The organism is Pseudomonas sp. 22072, from assembly GCF_052046095.1.
Classification (GTDB): domain Bacteria; phylum Pseudomonadota; class Gammaproteobacteria; order Pseudomonadales; family Pseudomonadaceae; genus Aquipseudomonas; species Aquipseudomonas paracarnis.
The window spans coordinates 93,765-110,620 of the sequence record NZ_JBQEQE010000020.1; the positions used below are offsets into that span (position 1 = coordinate 93,765).

General features: G+C 61.0%; 14 protein-coding genes and 1 pseudogene. 4 read left to right on the top strand and 11 right to left on the bottom strand.

What is annotated here, in order from left to right; all coding sequences use genetic code 11:
- Positions 1-12: 12 nt before the first annotated feature.
- From fis to ACTJLA_RS19925, 9 genes and pseudogenes are all read right to left on the bottom strand, one after another.
- Positions 13-333 (bottom strand): DNA-binding transcriptional regulator Fis, encoded by a 321-nt coding sequence (gene fis / locus ACTJLA_RS19885; RefSeq protein WP_002555375.1) that lies wholly within the window; start codon positions 331-333, stop codon positions 13-15.
- The gene (dusB, locus tag ACTJLA_RS19890) at positions 330-1,343 is read right to left on the bottom strand and encodes a tRNA dihydrouridine synthase DusB (RefSeq protein WP_314551759.1); all 1,014 of its coding nucleotides are present in this window, start codon (positions 1,341-1,343) and stop codon (positions 330-332) included. The genes fis and dusB overlap by 4 nt, the downstream gene beginning before the upstream one ends.
- Positions 1,344-1,528: 185 nt before the next feature.
- A complete protein-coding gene (locus tag ACTJLA_RS19895) occupies positions 1,529-2,776 on the bottom strand; it encodes a DUF3426 domain-containing protein (RefSeq protein ID WP_181124985.1) in 1,248 nt (415 codons plus the stop codon).
- 30 nt (positions 2,777-2,806) lie between these two features.
- The gene (gene prmA / locus ACTJLA_RS19900) at positions 2,807-3,685 is read right to left on the bottom strand and encodes a 50S ribosomal protein L11 methyltransferase (protein WP_034134793.1); all 879 of its coding nucleotides are present in this window, start codon (positions 3,683-3,685) and stop codon (positions 2,807-2,809) included.
- A 262-nt stretch (positions 3,686-3,947) separates the two neighbouring features.
- Positions 3,948-5,309 (bottom strand): acetyl-CoA carboxylase biotin carboxylase subunit, encoded by a 1,362-nt coding sequence (accC, locus tag ACTJLA_RS19905; RefSeq protein ID WP_003188188.1) that lies wholly within the window; start codon positions 5,307-5,309, stop codon positions 3,948-3,950.
- Between the two features lie 17 nt (positions 5,310-5,326).
- On the bottom strand, positions 5,327-5,791 hold the full coding sequence (gene accB / locus ACTJLA_RS19910; RefSeq protein ID WP_003188191.1) for an acetyl-CoA carboxylase biotin carboxyl carrier protein: 465 nt from the start codon (positions 5,789-5,791) through the stop codon (positions 5,327-5,329).
- Between the two features lie 24 nt (positions 5,792-5,815).
- On the bottom strand, positions 5,816-6,271 hold the full coding sequence (gene aroQ, locus ACTJLA_RS19915; RefSeq protein ID WP_054918786.1) for a type II 3-dehydroquinate dehydratase: 456 nt from the start codon (positions 6,269-6,271) through the stop codon (positions 5,816-5,818).
- Between the two features lie 304 nt (positions 6,272-6,575).
- A pseudogene (locus tag ACTJLA_RS19920) lies at positions 6,576-7,091 on the bottom strand (methyl-accepting chemotaxis protein); the annotation flags it as partial.
- A gap of 1,499 nt (positions 7,092-8,590) precedes the next feature.
- Positions 8,591-10,261 carry a response regulator gene (locus tag ACTJLA_RS19925; RefSeq protein ID WP_034126420.1) on the bottom strand — a complete coding sequence of 557 codons (1,671 nt, stop codon included), beginning with the start codon at positions 10,259-10,261 and terminating at the stop codon, positions 8,591-8,593.
- Between the two features lie 298 nt (positions 10,262-10,559).
- On the opposite strand from ACTJLA_RS19925, the gene ACTJLA_RS19930 reads away from it, so the two are divergent.
- The 4 genes from ACTJLA_RS19930 to speA all read left to right on the top strand — a co-directional run bounded on the left by ACTJLA_RS19930 (position 10,560) and on the right by speA (position 14,900).
- Positions 10,560-11,627, top strand: coding sequence for a DUF2333 family protein (locus tag ACTJLA_RS19930; RefSeq protein ID WP_003188197.1), 1,068 nt, complete (start codon positions 10,560-10,562; stop codon positions 11,625-11,627).
- A 2-nt stretch (positions 11,628-11,629) separates the two neighbouring features.
- The gene (locus tag ACTJLA_RS19935) at positions 11,630-12,166 is read left to right on the top strand and encodes an NUDIX hydrolase (protein ID WP_034126422.1); all 537 of its coding nucleotides are present in this window, start codon (positions 11,630-11,632) and stop codon (positions 12,164-12,166) included.
- 306 nt (positions 12,167-12,472) lie between these two features.
- Entirely contained in the window at positions 12,473-12,844 is a 372-nt protein-coding gene (locus ACTJLA_RS19940; protein WP_003188201.1) for a translation initiation factor Sui1, read from the top strand.
- A 142-nt stretch (positions 12,845-12,986) separates the two neighbouring features.
- Complete coding sequence (speA, locus tag ACTJLA_RS19945; RefSeq protein ID WP_034126423.1) at positions 12,987-14,900, top strand: arginine decarboxylase; 1,914 nt, start codon at positions 12,987-12,989, stop codon at positions 14,898-14,900.
- A gap of 80 nt (positions 14,901-14,980) precedes the next feature.
- Here the strand turns inward: speA and ACTJLA_RS19950 are convergent, their stop codons facing one another.
- The gene (locus ACTJLA_RS19950) at positions 14,981-15,307 is read right to left on the bottom strand and encodes a hypothetical protein (RefSeq protein WP_054896399.1); all 327 of its coding nucleotides are present in this window, start codon (positions 15,305-15,307) and stop codon (positions 14,981-14,983) included.
- A 100-nt stretch (positions 15,308-15,407) separates the two neighbouring features.
- Positions 15,408-16,754: an MATE family efflux transporter gene (locus tag ACTJLA_RS19955; protein WP_294166968.1), complete on the bottom strand. Its 1,347-nt coding sequence runs from the start codon at positions 16,752-16,754 to the stop codon at positions 15,408-15,410.
- Between the last annotated feature and the right edge of the window lie 102 nt (positions 16,755-16,856).

Genomic DNA, 16,856 nt, shown 5'->3' on the forward strand with positions numbered 1-16,856 from the left:
TTGATTGAATGCTTACAGCAAATCGTACTGCTTGAGCTTTTTGCGCAAGGTGCCACGGTTGAGGCCCAGCAGCTCACTGGCTTTGGTCTGGTTGCCCTTGACGTAGTTCATCACGCTTTCGAGCAAGGGCGCCTCGACTTCGGAGAGCACCAGGTTGTACACATCCGTGACGGAAGCGCCCTCAAGGTGGGCGAAATAATTGTGCAGCGCCTTCTCGACACTCCCGCGAAGGGTCTGGCCTTCTTCGCTGGGCGTGTTGAGGTGCTGTTTCAAATTGACGTTGTCGCTCACGGGTGTTGTTCCACTCACTAAAGTCTCGGTCATCATCGTCATGCGGCCACCCCTTCTCCATCCCCTGTTCCCAGGCTCTTGTCGCGTCCGGCGAAGAACTCACGAACGGTGGCGACCTGTGCCTGCGTTTCATCCAAACGATTGAACTGAGCGCGGAATTCCTTGGCGCCCGGCAAGGTGGCGAGATACCAGCCGACATGCTTGCGAGCAATGCGTACTCCCATCACGTCCCCATAAAAGGCGTGCAGGGCGGCCAGATGCTCTAGCAGAATACGTTCCACCTCGACCAACTCTGGTGCCGGCAAGACTTCACCGGTACGCAGGAAATGCTCGATTTCACGAAAAATCCACGGCCGCCCCTGGGCGGCCCGGCCAATCAACAAGCCATCGGCACCGGTCGAGTGCAGCACGCGCCGGGCTTTCTCGGCACTGTCGATGTCGCCATTGGCAAAGACGGGCATCGACACGGCCTGCTTGATCGCGGCAATGGTGTCGTACTCGGCTTCACCGGTATAAAGGTCGGCGCGGGTACGGCCATGCACCGCCAGCGCTGTAATGCCTGCCTGTTCAGCGATCTTCGCCACCGTCAGGCCATTCTTGTTGTCCCGGTCCCAACCGGTACGAATCTTCAGGGTCACCGGTACATCCACTGCGCCGACAACGGCCTGCAGGATCTCGGCGACCAACTGCTCATCTTTCAACAGTGCGGAACCGGCGGCCTTGTTGCAAACCTTCTTGGCCGGGCAGCCCATGTTGATGTCGATGATCTGTGCACCCAGCTCCACATTGGCCCGTGCGGCATCCGCCAGCATCTGCGCATCGCCCCCGGCGATCTGCACCGAGCGTGGCTCGGGATCACCTTCGTGGATCATGCGCATCCGCGACTTGCGGGTGTTCCACAGACTCATGTCGCTGGTAACCATTTCAGAGACTACTAGACCCGCGCCCAAACGCTTGCACAGCTGACGAAAGGGCTGGTCGGTGACACCCGCCATCGGGGCGAGGATCAAGCCGTTTTGCAATGTGTATGGGCCGATGCGTACCGCCGACATAGGACTTCCCTGTTGTGGGGCCGGATCATTAGAGTTCGAAAAAGGGTTGGCATGATACCCGCTCTCGATGACTGGTTAAAGGCTGAATTGGATAAAATCTGAACAGTTACTTTTTTATCGCCATCGGTTTGGTTGACGGCGGTCAAGTCAATAATCCGCCGTCAAACCTCGGTGGGCACGCCGTTTTACTCGGGCGAGTGGAAGCTCAGGCTGTAGTTCACGGCTCTATTGCCCGGATCAAGAATGTCCAGGGAGATGTGGATAGGCGTCTGCGAGGGCATTTCGCTGACGCCAGCCAACTCGCCGCTGAGGTATTCGGCGGGCTTGAAGCGACGACTGGCAATCAGGCTGCCGTTCAAGTCCGCAAAGCGCAACTCCAGCAGCGGGAAGGGCTGGGAGAAGGTCGCACGGTTATAGATGATGGCATCGACCACCAGCGCCCCGGCGAATTCGGGGTGGCTGCGCACCACCAGATTGCTGCTCTTTATGTGAGTAATGTCGACCCGCGATGGCACGGTGCACCCCAGTTTCGGGCATAACGCCTGGAACCAGGGACGGTAGGCGTCCTGGCGGGCCAGGTCGTCGAATTGGTAGGCGATGTACTGGCCGGCCAGACCGGCAGCGGCGAGTACCACCAACAATATCCAGACCAGACGGCGACCCCAGCTTGACGGACGCTTCTGCGCATACAGGTGCAGGGGGTCGTCTTCCAGGTCCTGGAGTAACTCGTCGTGTACACCAGCCTCCGTTCGCGCGCGCTTGCGGCGCGGCTGTGCGCGGTCTTCGGGTTCAGGTTCATCGTGCTCGTCGCGGGTGGGTATCAGCGGCGGGTCGAGGTCGTCATCCACGGTAGTGGCGTGCAGAGCTGGTGCGTCATCGAGTTCGTCGACGTGGGCCGACATGGACGGTTCGGTGCGCTGTTTGGACGCAGGTGCCTTAACCGGCTCGGGCTCTTCTTCTGGTGCCTGGGCGCGCTCTTGGGGTGGCTCACTGAACAGGCTGGCCGCCCACTTTTCTTCCTCGGCCTTGACCGTATCGCGGCTGGCGCTGAAGGACTCTTCCTTTTGCCGACGGTCGGCACCTGGCTGGCGACGTTCCGCACCCAAGGCCTGGGTATGTTGGATCTCGCGACGTTCCAGCTTGGCCAGTTCCTTGTCCAGGTTATCCAGGTCCAGCTCTTCGGCCGTCCACTGTTTCTGGCTGATGGCCCGTGGTGGCTCGGGAGGTGCTTCGCCAATCGGTTCGGGGGGTGTCGGCGCTTCAGGTTCCGGCGCAGACGCCTGGGCCCGTTGCTCCAGCAACTGGCGGGCGGCGTTGAACACTTGCAGGCACGAGCCGCAACGCACCACGCCGCGGGCCACGCTCAACTGAGCGTGGTTGACGCGAAAGCGCGATTGGCAATGTGGGCACTGGGTGACGAAACTGTCGGTCATGCGGCCATCCGATTCAGGCAAGCGCTCATTCTAGCGCCGACGACCGCTGATGCGTACCCAGCCATCACGGTTGGCGATCGGGTCCAGCTCGAAGTCTTTGGCGTAGGCCGCAGCCACGTCTTCACCTTGCTCGGCGAGGATGCCCGACAGCGCCAGGCGCCCGCCCGGCTTGACCAGGCTCGACAGTTGCGGCGCCAGCGACACCAGTGGCCCGGCGAGGATATTGGCCACCAGCACATCGGCCTGAACCTGGGGCAGGTCCTCAGGCAGGTAGAGTGGGAATTTGCCTTCGGCAATGTTGTTGCGCCCGGCGTTATCGCGGGAGGCTTCCAGGGCCTGCACGTCGATATCGGTGCCCACGGCCTCCTTGGCGCCCAGCAGCAGGGCGGCGATGGCCAGGATCCCCGAGCCGCAACCGAAGTCCAGCACGTTGCTATCGGTCAGGTCCTGGCCGTCCAGCCATTCCAGGCACAGGGCGGTGGTCGGGTGCGTGCCGGTACCGAACGCAAGACCCGGGTCCAGCAGCAGGTTGACGGCGTCTGGCTCGGGCGCGGCGTGCCAGCTTGGCACGATCCACAGGCGCTGGCCGAAACGCATGGGCTGGAAGTTGTCCATCCAGCTGCGTTCCCAGTCCTGGTCTTCGATGACTTCGCTGTGATGCTCGGGCAGCGGGCCGCCGGTGAGCAGTTCCATATGGGCCAGCACGGCGGCGGCGTCGGTGCCGTCCTCGAACAGGGCCAGCAAGTGGGTGTGGGACCACAGCGGCGTGGTGTTGAGTTCCGGCTCGAAAATCGGCTGGTCTTCGGCGTCCATGAAGGTCACCGACACGGCGCCCACTTCGAGGAACGCGTCTTCGTAGGTTTCGGCTTGTTCTGGGCTGATGGCGAGACGGACTTGCAGCCAAGGCATGGCGGGCACCTTTGAAAAAAATGAATGTGCGGCGGGCAGGCCGCGAAAGCGCGCAAGTTTACGCGAGAGCAAGCCAGAAGACGACTGCGCCGACGATCGCTCCCACGCTCGGCGTGGGAATGCCGCCTCGGACGCTCCGCGTCCCGTTGTTAAGGCGTGGTGCGGAGCGCCACAAGAGGCGTTCCCACGCGTGGGAACGATCAGGGGGCGGTGGCCCATAAACAACAAAACCGCCCGAAGGCGGTTTTGTTGGGTGGAGCACTTACTGGTTGGCCAGCTTGTGTTCCAGGTAGTGAATGTTCACACCACCTTCGCAGAAGCCTTCATCACGAACCAGATCCCGATGCAGCGGGATGTTGGTCTTGATGCCGTCGACCACGATTTCGTCCAGGGCGTTGCGCATACGGGCCATGGCCTCGTCGCGAGTGGCGCCCCAGGTGATCAGCTTGCCGATCAGCGAGTCGTAGTTGGACGGAACCTTGTAGCCGCTGTACAGGTGCGAATCCACACGTACGCCGTTGCCGCCGGGCGCGTGGAAATGCTTGACCAGGCCAGGGCTTGGGATAAAGGTTTTCGGGTCTTCGGCGTTGATGCGGCACTCCAGGGAGTGGCCGTGCATCTTCACGTCGTCCTGGGTGAAGGACAGCACGTTACCGGCTGCGATGCTCAGCATTTCCTTGACGATGTCGATACCGGTGACCATCTCCGATACCGGGTGCTCTACCTGCACACGAGTGTTCATCTCGATGAAGTAGAAGCGGCCGTTTTCGTAGAGGAACTCGAAGGTACCGGCGCCACGGTAGTTGATGTCGATGCACGCCTTGACGCAACGCGCCAGTACTTCCTGGCGGGCTTTCTCGTCCAGGCCCGGTGCCGGGGCTTCTTCCAGTACCTTCTGGTGGCGACGTTGCAGCGAGCAATCGCGATCACCCAGGTGGATGGCGTGGCCCTGGCCATCGGACAGTACCTGGACCTCCACGTGACGTGGGTTGGTCAGGTACTTCTCCAGGTAGACCATCGGGTTGCCGAACCAGGCGCCCGCTTCGGAGCGGGTCTGCTTGGCGGCTTCGATCAGGTCTTCTTCCTTGTGCACCACGCGCATGCCGCGACCACCACCGCCACCGGCGGCCTTGATGATCACCGGGTAGCCGACTTCGCGACCAATGCGCAGAGCGGTTTCCTCGTCTTCAGGCAGTGGGCCGTCGGAGCCTGGAACGGTGGGCACACCGGCCGCGATCATGGCGTCCTTGGCCGAGACCTTGTCGCCCATCAGGCGAATGGTTTCGGCTTTCGGGCCGATGAAGGCAAACCCGGATTTTTCCACTTGTTCGGCGAAGTCGGCGTTTTCCGCGAGGAAGCCGTAGCCCGGGTGGATGCCATCGGCGCCGGTCACTTCTGCCGCGGCGATGATATTCGAGACTTTCAGGTACGAGTTCGTGGCCAGTGGCGGGCCGATGCAGATGCTTTCGTCCGCCAGTTTCACGTGCATCAATTCGGTATCGGCCGTCGAGTAAACAGCGACGGTCTTGATGCCCTCTTCCTTACAGGCGCGCAGGATACGCAGCGCGATCTCGCCGCGGTTGGCGATCAGGACTTTTTGCAGTTTCTTCGCAGGTTTCAACATCGAAGGCGCTCCGCGGTTCAAACGATGGTGAACAGCGGCTGGTCGTACTCAACCGGCTGACCGTTTTCTACCAGGATGGATTCAATGACGCCGGCTTTTTCCGCGGTGATGTGGTTCATCATTTTCATCGCTTCAACGATGCAGATGGTGTCGCCCACTTTCACGGTCTTGCCCACTTCAACGAAGGCTGGCGAGGTCGGTGCCGGGGTGCGGTAGAAAGTACCGACCATTGGCGACTTGACCACGAAGCCGTTCAGCGCAGGAGCGGCTGGGGCGGCAGGTGCAGCGGCGGCGGCAGGTGCGGCAGCCGGAGCTGCAGCGGCTGGAGCCGGTGCTTGCATCTGTGGCGCGTAGAACTGTTGGGCCGGGGTCTTGCTGTGACGGCTGATCCGTACGGACTCTTCGCCTTCCTTGATTTCCAGCTCGTCGATACCGGATTCTTCCAGCAGTTCGATCAGTTTCTTAACTTTACGGATATCCATGAATCATCAACTCCCAAGGGTCGGTCAGGGGCGTTTAGCCTGTTCTTCAATGTGTTCCAGGGCGGCCTCCAGGGCCAGTCGGTAACCGCTGGCGCCAAGGCCGCAGATCACTCCTACCGCTACGTCGGAGAAGTAAGAGTGATGGCGGAAAGCTTCGCGTTTGTGCACGTTCGATAAATGCACTTCGATGAATGGGATGCTCACCGCCAGCAGCGCGTCACGTAATGCAACGCTTGTGTGCGTAAAAGCGGCGGGATTGATCAGAATAAAGTCCACGCCTTCGCCGCGCGCGGCATGGATGCGATCAATCAATTCATACTCGGCATTGCTTTGCAGGTAGAGCAAATGGTGGCCGGCTTCACGGGCCCGCTTTTCCAGTTCGAGGTTGATCTGGTCCAGGGTCACTGCCCCGTAGACGCCCGGTTCGCGGGTGCCAAGCAGGTTCAGGTTGGGTCCGTGAAGAACCAGTAAGGTCGCCATTGGCTGTTCCTTGTTATTGGTGTGGGTGCGTCAGAACCCGGCGACTATGCCGCAAAGCCTTTGTGACTGTCCAGTTCTATGCAGTAGGCGGCACGATTAGCGAGGATTGCGCAAAATTTGTGACTGGGAGACGGCATTTGGTCAGTGTGGGAGCTGATCGCACCCACGCTCCTCGTGGGCACGCATCCAGTGACGCTCTGCGTCACGGCTTTAAAGCGGGACGCGGAGCGTCTGGGGCGACATTCCCACGCGGAGCGTGGGAACGATCAGCCACATTGCGGTCTTCATAGAGGGCCGGATCGGGTTAGACGCGGAAGGCTTGCACGGCGGTAGTCAGTTGCCCACCCAGTACCAGCAGGTGCTCGCCCTGGCTACGGCCCTGGCCAATACGCAGCAAATTATCCTCACCCAATTGATGAATCCGCTCACTGTTGTCGCGTATCTCGCTCACGGCGCAACTCTGCTGCGCGGTCACATCGGCAATGCGTACGGCGGTATCCGAGATGGTCTGGATCGCCCCGACGATTTCATCCAGCGCGCCATCCGCCGCCTGGGCCTGCTGGGCGGTGGCTTCGGCGTGTTCGACCTGGGCGCGCATGCCTTCTACCGACTGGTGCGCGGCGCTTTGCAGGCCGGCGATCAGGCCCTGGATTTCGGCGGTGGCGCCGGCAGTACGCTGGGCCAGGGAGCGCACTTCGTCGGCTACCACGGCGAAACCACGTCCGGCTTCACCGGCGCGGGCGGCTTCGATAGCGGCGTTGAGCGCCAGCAGGTTGGTCTGGTCGGCAATCGAGCGAATCACCGTGAGCACGCCGCCGATGGTGGCGGACTCTTCGGCAAGTTTCTCGATCATCTGCGCGTTTTGCTGCACTTCGCCTACCAGCGCATGCAGCCCGGTGAGGCTCAGGCCGATAACGCGCTGGCCTTGCTCCACGGCTTGGCCTGCACTGCGACTGGCCCCGGCGGCCTGGCTGGCATCCCCGGCGACTTGCTGGATGGTGGCTTCCAGCTCGCCCAGGGAATCACGGATTTGCGCGGTGTCGCCGGCCTGGCGCTCGGCTCCGTCGTGCAGGCCGCTGCTCAGTTCGGCCAGGGCGCGGCTGCTGCCTGCCACTTCTTCGGCATTGCCACGGATGGTGCCGACCAGATCCACCAGGTAGGCGCGCAGGCGGTTAAGGGAGGCCTCGATATCGTGCAGTTCACGGTTGGTCTTGCCCAGGGCAATCGGTTGGCTGAAGTCGCCTTCGGCCCAGGTCGACAAGGCGGGTGCCAGGTTGGTCAGCACGCGCGCCAGGCGGCGTTGCAGGGTATCGATCAGCAATGCGATCAGCAGGATCAGACCAATCATCACCCCCTGCATCACACGCACTTCACCCTGAATCTTCGCGTGTTGCGCGCGCACCACGGGTTCCAGGCCGGCGATGGCCTGTTGTACGTTGGTGATTTTAAGGTGGGTGCTGGCGGCGAGATCGGCGCGTTGCTGGATCTGTTCACGGGTGCGTTGGAGTTCGGCGGGGTAGCGGGTCAACAGGCTGTTGAGTTCGCGCTTGAGGTCGACGCCGGTGTCCTGGGCTTCGGTTTTTTCGGTATTTTCCAGGCCCATCAACGCGGAAAAATCATCGGTGTTGGATTCAGCGCTGGCCTTTATTCCCAATAAGGGCAGCTGCGCAAGCAGGTCGGCCTGAGTGCGCAGGTTGGTCACTTCCCGCTCGACATCCGCGGCCAACTCGGCGCGCCCGCTGCTGACTAGCTTGTCGCGGGCCAGGGACAGTTTGCCCAGGTGCTGTGAGGCTGCGAGCAATGGCGACATATAATGCGCAGCCTCCGCGGAATTGACACCGCTGGCGTACTGGCTCAATTGTTCCAGGTTCGCGCCCAGTTCACGCTCGGCTTGCAGCAACAGGGCTTGCGGGTCGCCAGCCAATTTACCGGCGGCCAACAGGTCGGTCTTGCTGAAAGTCTCCAGGTCCATGAGGCTGGGGCGCAGGTTTTGCGCCAAGTCGGGCGGCAGTTCGCCCAGCTGAAGCTGCAGGCTTTCCAGGCTCTGGGTGGCACTGCTCAGCCGCAGGGCATCGCCGCTGGCCAAGTAGTCATCGATGTTACGGGCAGCCTGGTTTTGAAAGACCTGGGACAACCCGAGGTAGCGCTCCATCAACAAGTACGGACGCTCCAGCGCCCGTTGCGACCACCACAGTGTCGCCCCGAGGGCCAGGCACACAGCCACCAGCAGAAGGGTATTGAGATTGGTCAGCAGCTTCAGGCGCATGCGGGGTTTCAACCGACGGCAAGAGATAAGCGCCTGAATTTATTGCGTTTGTATTACAGCGTTATGACCGAATCGGTGGATTCTGGTGAAAAGATGGCACTTTGCTTTGATGTGCGAGCGGCTTGCACGCGATTACGTCCGGCGTCCTTGGCGCGGTACAGCGCTTCGTCAGCCTGGGCGGCCATCATCAAGCTGTCGGAACCGTCGCACAGCTCCACCAGGCCGGCGCTGAAGGTGCACCACAAATCCTGCGGTTGGGCGGGGTAGTGGATTTCTGCAAAGCGCCGACGAATGTCGTCCAGCACCTTGCAGGCCGATTCCAGGTCGGTGTCGGGCATCACGATGGCGAACTCTTCACCGCCGTAGCGGCCGATGTAATCGGTCTTGCGCAAACGCTGCTTGAGAAACAGTGCCAGGCTCTTGATCACCCGGTCGCCCATGGGGTGGCCGTGGCTGTCATTGACGCGCTTGAAGTGGTCGATATCGAGCATGGCAAAGCTCAACGGCTTGTTCTCGCGGCGTGCGCGGAAGCTGCAATCTTCGAGCAGTTGCAGGATATGCGTGTGGTTGTACAGCCCGGTCAGGCTGTCGCGCACCATCCGTGCCTTCAAGTTGCGCGCACGTGACGCACGGTTGCGCACAGTGGTGATCAGGTGACGCGGCTTGATCGGTTTGGTGAGGAAATCGTCACCGCCCTCGCTCATCGCATCCAGCTGTTTATCCAGGTCGTCCTCGGCCGACAGGTAAATGATCGGCACACTGACGTAGCGGTCGTTGTGGCGAATCACCTTGGCCAGTTCGGTGCCGGTACAGGCAGGCATGTACATGTCGAGGATGATCAGGTCGGGCTGGAAATCCGCCAGCTCGGCCATGGCCTGGATCGGTTCGGTCAATGTGCGGGTGACAATGCCGGCACTGTTGAGCAGGCGTTCGGTGTGCAGCGCCTGGGCCCGCGAGTCGTCGATGATCAGCACTTTGTACGGTTCGTACTGGGCCGCGCAGGTTAGCACTTCGATCTTTTCCAGCAGGCTTGAGGCCTCCAGGGTGCCGGTCAGGAACTCTTCGCCGCCGGCGCGTACGGCGGCCAGGCGTGTCGGGGTGTCGGTTTCGTGCAGGCTGAAAAACAACAGCGGCAGCTTTTGCTCCAGGCCCTCCTGGGCCTCTGCCGCGAGCTTCAGGCCCAGGCCGGTGCCGCAGAAGTCCACGTCCATCACGATCGCCGACGGCAAACGCTCGGCCATGGACGCGCGAAAGGCGGCGACGCTGTCCAGGGCGTGGGCGCCCATGCCGAAGAACTCCAACTGCTTGGCCAGGCGTTCGGCGCGGTCATGGTCGGCCAGCATCACATAGATCGGCTTGCGCATCGGCGGCAGGAAGGTTTGCTCAAGCTGATCGCCCTGGCGCAGGCCGGTGCGGGACAGGCGTTGCATCAAGCGGTTGAGCTCGGTGATCAGTTGGCTGCTCAGACGGCCACGGTTCTCGTCCACAGCCTGCAAGGATTGACTGATATGCCGTGCCAGTTGTGTGTGTTCGGGCTGTTCGAAGCGTTCGGCGAAGCGTTGCAGGCGCAGGTTGGCTTCGCTGAGTTCGGAAAAGTCGGCGTTCGACCACTCGCTGCGTTGCAGGCGCTGCCAGATCTCAAGAATTTGACGTGCCTGATGAATTACCCGCTGGGCAAAGTGCTGCTTGAGACGCTCGCGGCTGGGGTCTTCTGACTCGGTCATATCCTGACTACTGTGAGGGTGCATGCTGAGGTCGACTGATGGCTCTATGCTAGCACCTCTTTTCTGATAGATGAGTGTCATACGTCAATTAAGTCTGCGTGCCTGCCATTCAGTTATTGACCAATGGGTCGCGCAGCGTAAATCGCGTGCATCCTTTATAGTCCAAGCGCGCTGGTGCGCCAGTTTCGTGTAAAAGCCCCGCACCGATGGGCACGATGGGGTAGGGTTGTGGTCGGAATGTCTGAACGCACCCGGACAATTGACGTGCATGAACTCAAGTGATTGAAAGGATATCGCCATGCTGGACTGGAAAAACCGCGAAGGCAGTGCCAAAGGCCCCGCCCCTGAGCCCAAGTCGGCCAACCGCAGCTATTTTCGCAACCTGCTGATGAGCCGGGCGTTGCTCAGCATCATCGGCTTGTACCTGCTGGTCACCGGTGGCCTGGGTTGGTACTGGAGCCAAGAGCCGGCGCTGTTTCCGGTGCAGCAAAATGCCCAGCTTGCCGCCGAGAAGGAAGGCAAGCAGATGGTGGTGGGTTACACCACCGTCGAAACCCTCAAGACCGTGGTTGGCACCTTGCTGAACAAGCCAGGCGGCTACATCTCCAACGACCGTTTCCCGCCAGGCTTGTGGATGGACAACATGCCGAGCTGGGAATACGGCGTGCTGGTGCAGGTGCGTGACCTCACCCGTGCCCTGCGTAAAGACTTCGCCCGCTCCCAGTCGCAGTCGGCTGAAGACGCTGACTTGGCCAAGGCCGAGCCGCGCTTCAACTTCGACAACAAGAGTTGGGTGCTGCCATCCAGTGAGTCGGAATACCAGGAAGGCATCAATTCCCTGAGCCGCTACGAAGCGCGCCTGTCTGACCCGAACCAGCGCGGCGCGCTGTTTTATGCGCGTGCCGACAACCTCAACAACTGGCTGGGCGATGTGGCCACACGTTTGGGCTCGCTGTCCCAGCGTCTGTCCGCCAGCGTGGGCCGGGTCAAGTTGAACACTGCGCTGAAAACCGAGGCGCTGGCGCCGGGTGAAGTGCCGCAGGTCGATGAAGAAGTGGTGGAAACCCCATGGATGCAGATCGACAACGTGTTCTACGAAGCGCGCGGCCAGGCATGGGCGCTGTCCCATCTGCTGCGTGCCATCGAAGTCGATTTTGCCGACGTACTGGCCAAGAAAAATGCCACCGTCAGCGTGCGCCAGATCATTCGGGAGCTAGAGGCCTCGCAAGAACCGGTATGGAGTCCTATGATTCTTAACGGCAGTGGCTTCGGCGTACTGGCGAACCATTCGCTGGTGATGGCCAACTATATTTCCCGGGCAAACGCTGCAGTGATCGACTTGCGTCAGCTCCTCAACCAGGGTTGATGATGGACGCTACTCAAAAGGAGGCCGCACACCGAGCAGCCTCCGACGCTGAACTGATCTGCTGGGTCGACGAGCAGGACCACCTGCTCGGTCACCTGGTCAGGTCCGACCTGCGCCAGCGCGGCTTGATCGGCCGTTGCACGTTTATCTTCCTGTTCAATTCCAAAGGCGAGCTGTGTGTGCACCGGCGCACGCTGAGCAAAGCCCTGTACCCGGGGTTCTGGGATACGGCGGCGGGCGGGATGGTGGCGGCGGGAGAAAGCTATGCCCTGTCGGCACAGCGGGAATTGGCGGAAGAGCTGGGCGTGAGTGGCGTGGAGTTGGTCGAGCACGATCATTTTTACTTTGAAGATGGCGACAGCCGCCTGTGGTGTACGTCCTACTCTGCTGTATGGGACGGCCCACTGTGTTTGCAGCCTGAAGAGGTCATGGAAGCGCGTTTTCTATCCATTGAAACGGTGCTTGCAGAGGCCGAGCAAAAGTCTTATTGCCCGGACGCCCAAGAGGGCTTGCGGCGGTATCTCGCCTCACGTCGCTAAAGTTGTATAAATTGGCGCCATTTGGCTCTTAGCAACTTGGCTTTTTGCCGTTACACTGCGCGCCTTTTCACCCGAACCGCTATTGTTTCACCCTGTAGGAGCGAGCTTGCTCGCGAAAAACGCCAAGACACCGCGTGCTGGCTGAATGCCCGCGTTATCGTTGACGATCTTCGCGAGCAAGCTCGCTCCTACAATGGTGGTGGCCTTGACGGTTCGGTAGCGCTGCCCCTGCCTGAGTGGGGCTTCGCGGTCGGTCACCGCCTTGTGCGGCGCCGATCAGTCTTCATCCTCCCAAGAGGATTGCCGGTGGCCAAAAAAGCCGCATCCTTCGCCGCCCTTGGTGGCCTGGTATTTTCCACCGACGCAGGTCGACACTGCCCGGACTGTCGTCAGCCCGTGGATTCGTGCACCTGCAAACAGACCCTGATCCCCGAAGGCGACGGTATTGCCCGCGTGCGTCGCGAGAGCAAAGGCCGTGGCGGCAAGACGGTGACCACTATCACCGGCGTGCCCCTGGCTGAAGAAGCCCTGAAGGAATTGGCCACCTCGCTGAAAAAGCGCTGTGGCACCGGTGGCGCGTTGAAAGACGGGGTTATCGAGATTCAGGGCGATCACGTCGAGTTGCTGTTGGCCGAGCTGATCAAGCTCGGGTACAAGGCCAAGAAGTCCGGCGGCTGAAAGCCTCTTCCCAACCTGTGGCTAAACTCTGTCCTGCCAGTGGGGTCTACTTCCCTTGCAGGCAAATCGTCATTTTCATTCTTTAGACTGCGCCAGCCTCCGCGAGAGGTGGCGCCTTCGCCTTCATTAATAGGGGACTTCGATGTCCGTACGACGCACACGCAAAGACGATGGCAGCCAATGGACAGTTGCGGACAGCCGCAGTGTTTACGGGATTCGCCATTGGGGGGCCGGGTATTTCGCGATCAATGAAGCCGGTCGCGTAGAAGTCCGTCCGAACGGCCCGAACAGCACGCCCGTCGACCTGTACGAGCAAGTCGATGAGTTGCGCAAAAGCGGCCTGTCGTTGCCGCTGCTGGTGCGCTTCCCCGATATCCTGCAAGACCGCGTGCGCCAATTGACCGGTGCCTTCGACGCCAACATCGAGCGCCTGGAATACCAGAGCAAGTACACCGCGCTGTACCCGATCAAGGTGAACCAGCAGGAAGCGGTGATCGAGAACATCATTGCCACCCAGAACGTTTCCATCGGCCTGGAAGCCGGCTCCAAGCCTGAGCTGCTGGCCGTGCTGGCCCTGGCGCCGAAGGGCGGCACCATCGTCTGCAACGGTTACAAAGACCGTGAGTTCATCCGCCTGGCGCTGATGGGCCAGAAGCTCGGCCACAACGTGTTCATCGTGATTGAGAAAGAGTCCGAGGTGGGGCTGGTGATCGAAGAGGCGGCGAGCCTCAAGGTCAAGCCGCAGGTGGGCCTGCGTGTGCGCCTGTCGTCCCTGGCATCGAGCAAGTGGGCGGACACCGGTGGCGAGAAATCCAAATTCGGTCTGTCGGCAGCCCAGTTGCTGTCAGTGGTCGAGCGCTTCCGCGCAGCCGGCCTGGACCAGGGCATCCGCCTGCTGCACTTCCATATGGGCTCGCAGATTGCCAACCTGGCCGACTACCAGCACGGGTTCAAGGAAGCCATTCGTTACTACGGCGAACTGCGCAACCTCGGCCTGCCGGTGGACCACATCGACGTCGGCGGTGGCCTGGGCGTGGACTACGACGGCACGCACTCGCGCAACGCCAGTTCGATCAACTACGACATGGACGACTACGCCGGCGTGGTAGTGGGCATGCTCAAGGAATTCTGCGACGCGCAGAGCCTGCCGCACCCGAACATCTTCTCCGAAAGCGGCCGCTCCCTGACCGCTCACCACGCCATGCTGGTGGTGCAGGTGACGGACGTCGAGAAGCACAACGACGAAATCCCGACCATCGAAAACAAGGAAAGCCTGCCGGAAACCGTGCAATGGCTGGTGGACCTGCTGGGCCCGACCGACATCGAGATGGTCACCGAAACCTACTGGCGCGCCACCCACTACATGAGCGACGTGGCCACCCAGTACGCCGACGGCAAGCTGACCCTGGCCGAAAAAGCCCTGGCCGAACAGTGCTACTTCGCGGTGTGCCGTCGCCTGCACAACTCGTTGAAAGCCCGCCAGCGCTCGCACCGCCAGGTGTTGGACGAACTCAACGACAAGCTGGCCGACAAATACATCTGCAACTTCTCGGTATTCCAGAGCTTGCCGGATACGTGGGCCATCGGCCAGGTCTTGCCGATCCTGCCGCTGCACCGCCTCGACGAAGAGCCGCTGCGCCGCGCCGTGCTGCAAGACCTGACCTGCGACTCCGACGGCAAGATCAAGCAATACGTCGACGAGCAGAGCATCGAAACGAGCCTGCCTGTTCACGGCTTGAACGAAGGCGAGGACTACCTGCTGGGTATCTTCCTGGTCGGCGCCTATCAGGAAATCCTGGGCGACATGCACAACCTGTTCGGTGACACCGACTCGGTGAACATCTACCAGCGTGAAGACGGTTCGGTGTACAGCGCCGGGATCGAGACTCACGACACCATCGAAGACATGCTGCGCTATGTGCACTTGTCGCCGGAAGAGTTGATGACGCACTACCGCGACAAGTGCGCGAGCGCGAAGATCTCGGCGTCCGAGCGTACCCAGTTCCTGGATGCGTTGCGTCTTGGGTTGACTCGTTCTTCTTACTTGTCTTCTTGAGTCGTGCGGCCTCACCGGAACTGAGCGAGTGTTCGTTTAGTTCCTGTGAGGCCGGCCGCATTGGCACGACGTTGATCAAGTCACCTTACGAGCAAGCATTGCGTCACTGGGCATTTGCTCTCTGAGTGAACGTTGAGGGCTATCTGCGTTATTGTGCCCTGACTGTTGAGGCGCGACAGGAGCACCTCTTTTCCATCGATTGTCAGGTCCTTTGATTCGCCTTTGGTGATTCTGTGCTGTTCAGTCCCATGTATCACCACGAGTGTGTACTCACCGGCCATTTGATTCTCCACCCGCAGTGTCCCGGCCGGCTGCGCTGTTGAGTTCGATGGCGCCGTGCAGCCTGCGGTAGTCAGCGTGGCGATTACCCAAAGGGTGACGATGCCTGTTTGTCGTTTGATATTCATAGCGATTTTCCTTGGCGTAAGCAGGGGAGGTTGCCCACCGCTATTCAACGCTTGAAAAATCGGCTTGTAACCTGTCAGAAGTAACAGGTAGGGGCTCGTGTCAGCGGGTATCGCTCAGCCAGCGATTCTGCGTGCTCAGCCACCAGGCAATCGCCCCCAGGATCAAGCTGCGTACCGCCATGAATAGCAAAAAAGTTATCCACAGTCCGTGGTTGCCCAAGCCCTGCAAAGCCCAGGCAATCGGCAGTACCAGCATCACCGTCAGCAACATCCCATCGCGCATTTCCCGCGCCCGCGTTGCACCGATAAACAGCCCATCGAGCAAATAACTCCACACCGCAATCAACGGCAATACCGCGAGGTAGGGCAGGTAGATAGCGGCGGTTTCGCGCACGCTGGGGATATCGGTTTGCATGGCGATGAACAGATGGCCGCCGAAGGTGAACAGCAGGGCGAAACCCACGCTGGCGATCAGCGACCAACCACAGGCAACCACCAATGACTGCCGTAACGCTTGCCGGTCACGTGCGCCGATGGCGTGGCCGCACAGAGCCTCGACCGCGTGAGCCAGGCCATCCAGGGCATGTGCCGTCAGTAACAGCCCATTGAGCAGCAAGGCATTGGCTGCAACTGTGGCATCTCCCAGCCTTGCGCCTTGCACCGTGATCATGAAAAACACCGACTGCAACGCCAGGCTGCGGATAAAAATGTCGCGGTTGACCGCCAGCAACGGGCGCCAGCTTTGCCACAATTTCAAGGCGGCCCAAGCGATATGCCCAGGATAAGCGCGCAGGGCTTTTTGCGTAAGCGCCAGGCCGAGCAGGGCGCCGGTCCACTCTGCGATCACCGAGGCTCGGGCGGAGCCGACCACGCCCCAGTCCAGCCCGAGGACGAACCATAGGTTAAGCGCGATGTTGACCAGGTTGGTGGTCAGCAAAATCGCCAATGGCGCTCGTGCATTCTGGGTGCCGAGGAACCAGCCGACCAGTGCATAACTGGCGAGAGCGGCGGGCAGGCCGAACAGGCGGGTGTGGAAAAACTCGCGGGTAAGTTGGTTCAGTTCGGGCGAGGGCTGCATCCATTCCAGGGCCAGATGGCTCAGGGGAATGCCCACGGTACCCAGTAACATCGCCAGCCCCAGCGCCAACAGCAAGCCTTGCAACAGGATTTGCCGCAACGCTGCACCATCGTTACGCCCGGCGGCCTGGGCGGCGAACCCGGTGGAGCCCATGCGCAGGAAACCCATGGCCCAGGCGAGGAAGGTATACAGGCTGGCGCCGACAGCCACGGCACCCAGTTGGTGGGCGTGGGGCAGGTGGCCGATGACCATGCTGTCCACCAGAGCCACCAAGGGCACCGAGATATTCGACAGGATCATCGGCGCGGCCAGGGCCCAGACGCGGCGATGGGTGGGGCGGTGGCGCCAGTCGGTCAGCAGGGCGGTCATGAAGGCTCCTTGGTAGAGCGGCATTGTAACCGTCAACCCGCCACACAGCAGAACCAATGTGGGAGCTGGCTTGCCTGCGATAGCAGTGGGTCAGCCAGTGAA

What these genes read in the sequence shown, in the direction of transcription:
- ACTJLA_RS19950 (WP_054896399.1), bottom strand. Translation starts at nt 15,307, where the DNA reads ATGAATATCAAACGACAAACAGGCATCGTCACCCTTTGGGTAATCGCC.
- speA (WP_034126423.1), top strand. Translation starts at nt 12,987, where the DNA reads ATGTCCGTACGACGCACACGCAAAGACGATGGCAGCCAATGGACAGTT.
- dusB (WP_314551759.1), bottom strand. Translation starts at nt 1,343, where the DNA reads ATGTCGGCGGTACGCATCGGCCCATACACATTGCAAAACGGCTTGATC.
- accC (WP_003188188.1), bottom strand. Translation starts at nt 5,309, where the DNA reads ATGTTGAAACCTGCGAAGAAACTGCAAAAAGTCCTGATCGCCAACCGC.
- fis (WP_002555375.1), bottom strand. Translation starts at nt 333, where the DNA reads ATGACGATGATGACCGAGACTTTAGTGAGTGGAACAACACCCGTGAGC.
- ACTJLA_RS19930 (WP_003188197.1), top strand. Translation starts at nt 10,560, where the DNA reads ATGCTGGACTGGAAAAACCGCGAAGGCAGTGCCAAAGGCCCCGCCCCT.
- accB (WP_003188191.1), bottom strand. Translation starts at nt 5,791, where the DNA reads ATGGATATCCGTAAAGTTAAGAAACTGATCGAACTGCTGGAAGAATCC.
- ACTJLA_RS19935 (WP_034126422.1), top strand. Translation starts at nt 11,630, where the DNA reads ATGGACGCTACTCAAAAGGAGGCCGCACACCGAGCAGCCTCCGACGCT.
- ACTJLA_RS19955 (WP_294166968.1), bottom strand. Translation starts at nt 16,754, where the DNA reads ATGACCGCCCTGCTGACCGACTGGCGCCACCGCCCCACCCATCGCCGC.
- prmA (WP_034134793.1), bottom strand. Translation starts at nt 3,685, where the DNA reads ATGCCTTGGCTGCAAGTCCGTCTCGCCATCAGCCCAGAACAAGCCGAA.
- ACTJLA_RS19925 (WP_034126420.1), bottom strand. Translation starts at nt 10,261, where the DNA reads ATGACCGAGTCAGAAGACCCCAGCCGCGAGCGTCTCAAGCAGCACTTT.
- aroQ (WP_054918786.1), bottom strand. Translation starts at nt 6,271, where the DNA reads ATGGCGACCTTACTGGTTCTTCACGGACCCAACCTGAACCTGCTTGGC.
- ACTJLA_RS19895 (WP_181124985.1), bottom strand. Translation starts at nt 2,776, where the DNA reads ATGACCGACAGTTTCGTCACCCAGTGCCCACATTGCCAATCGCGCTTT.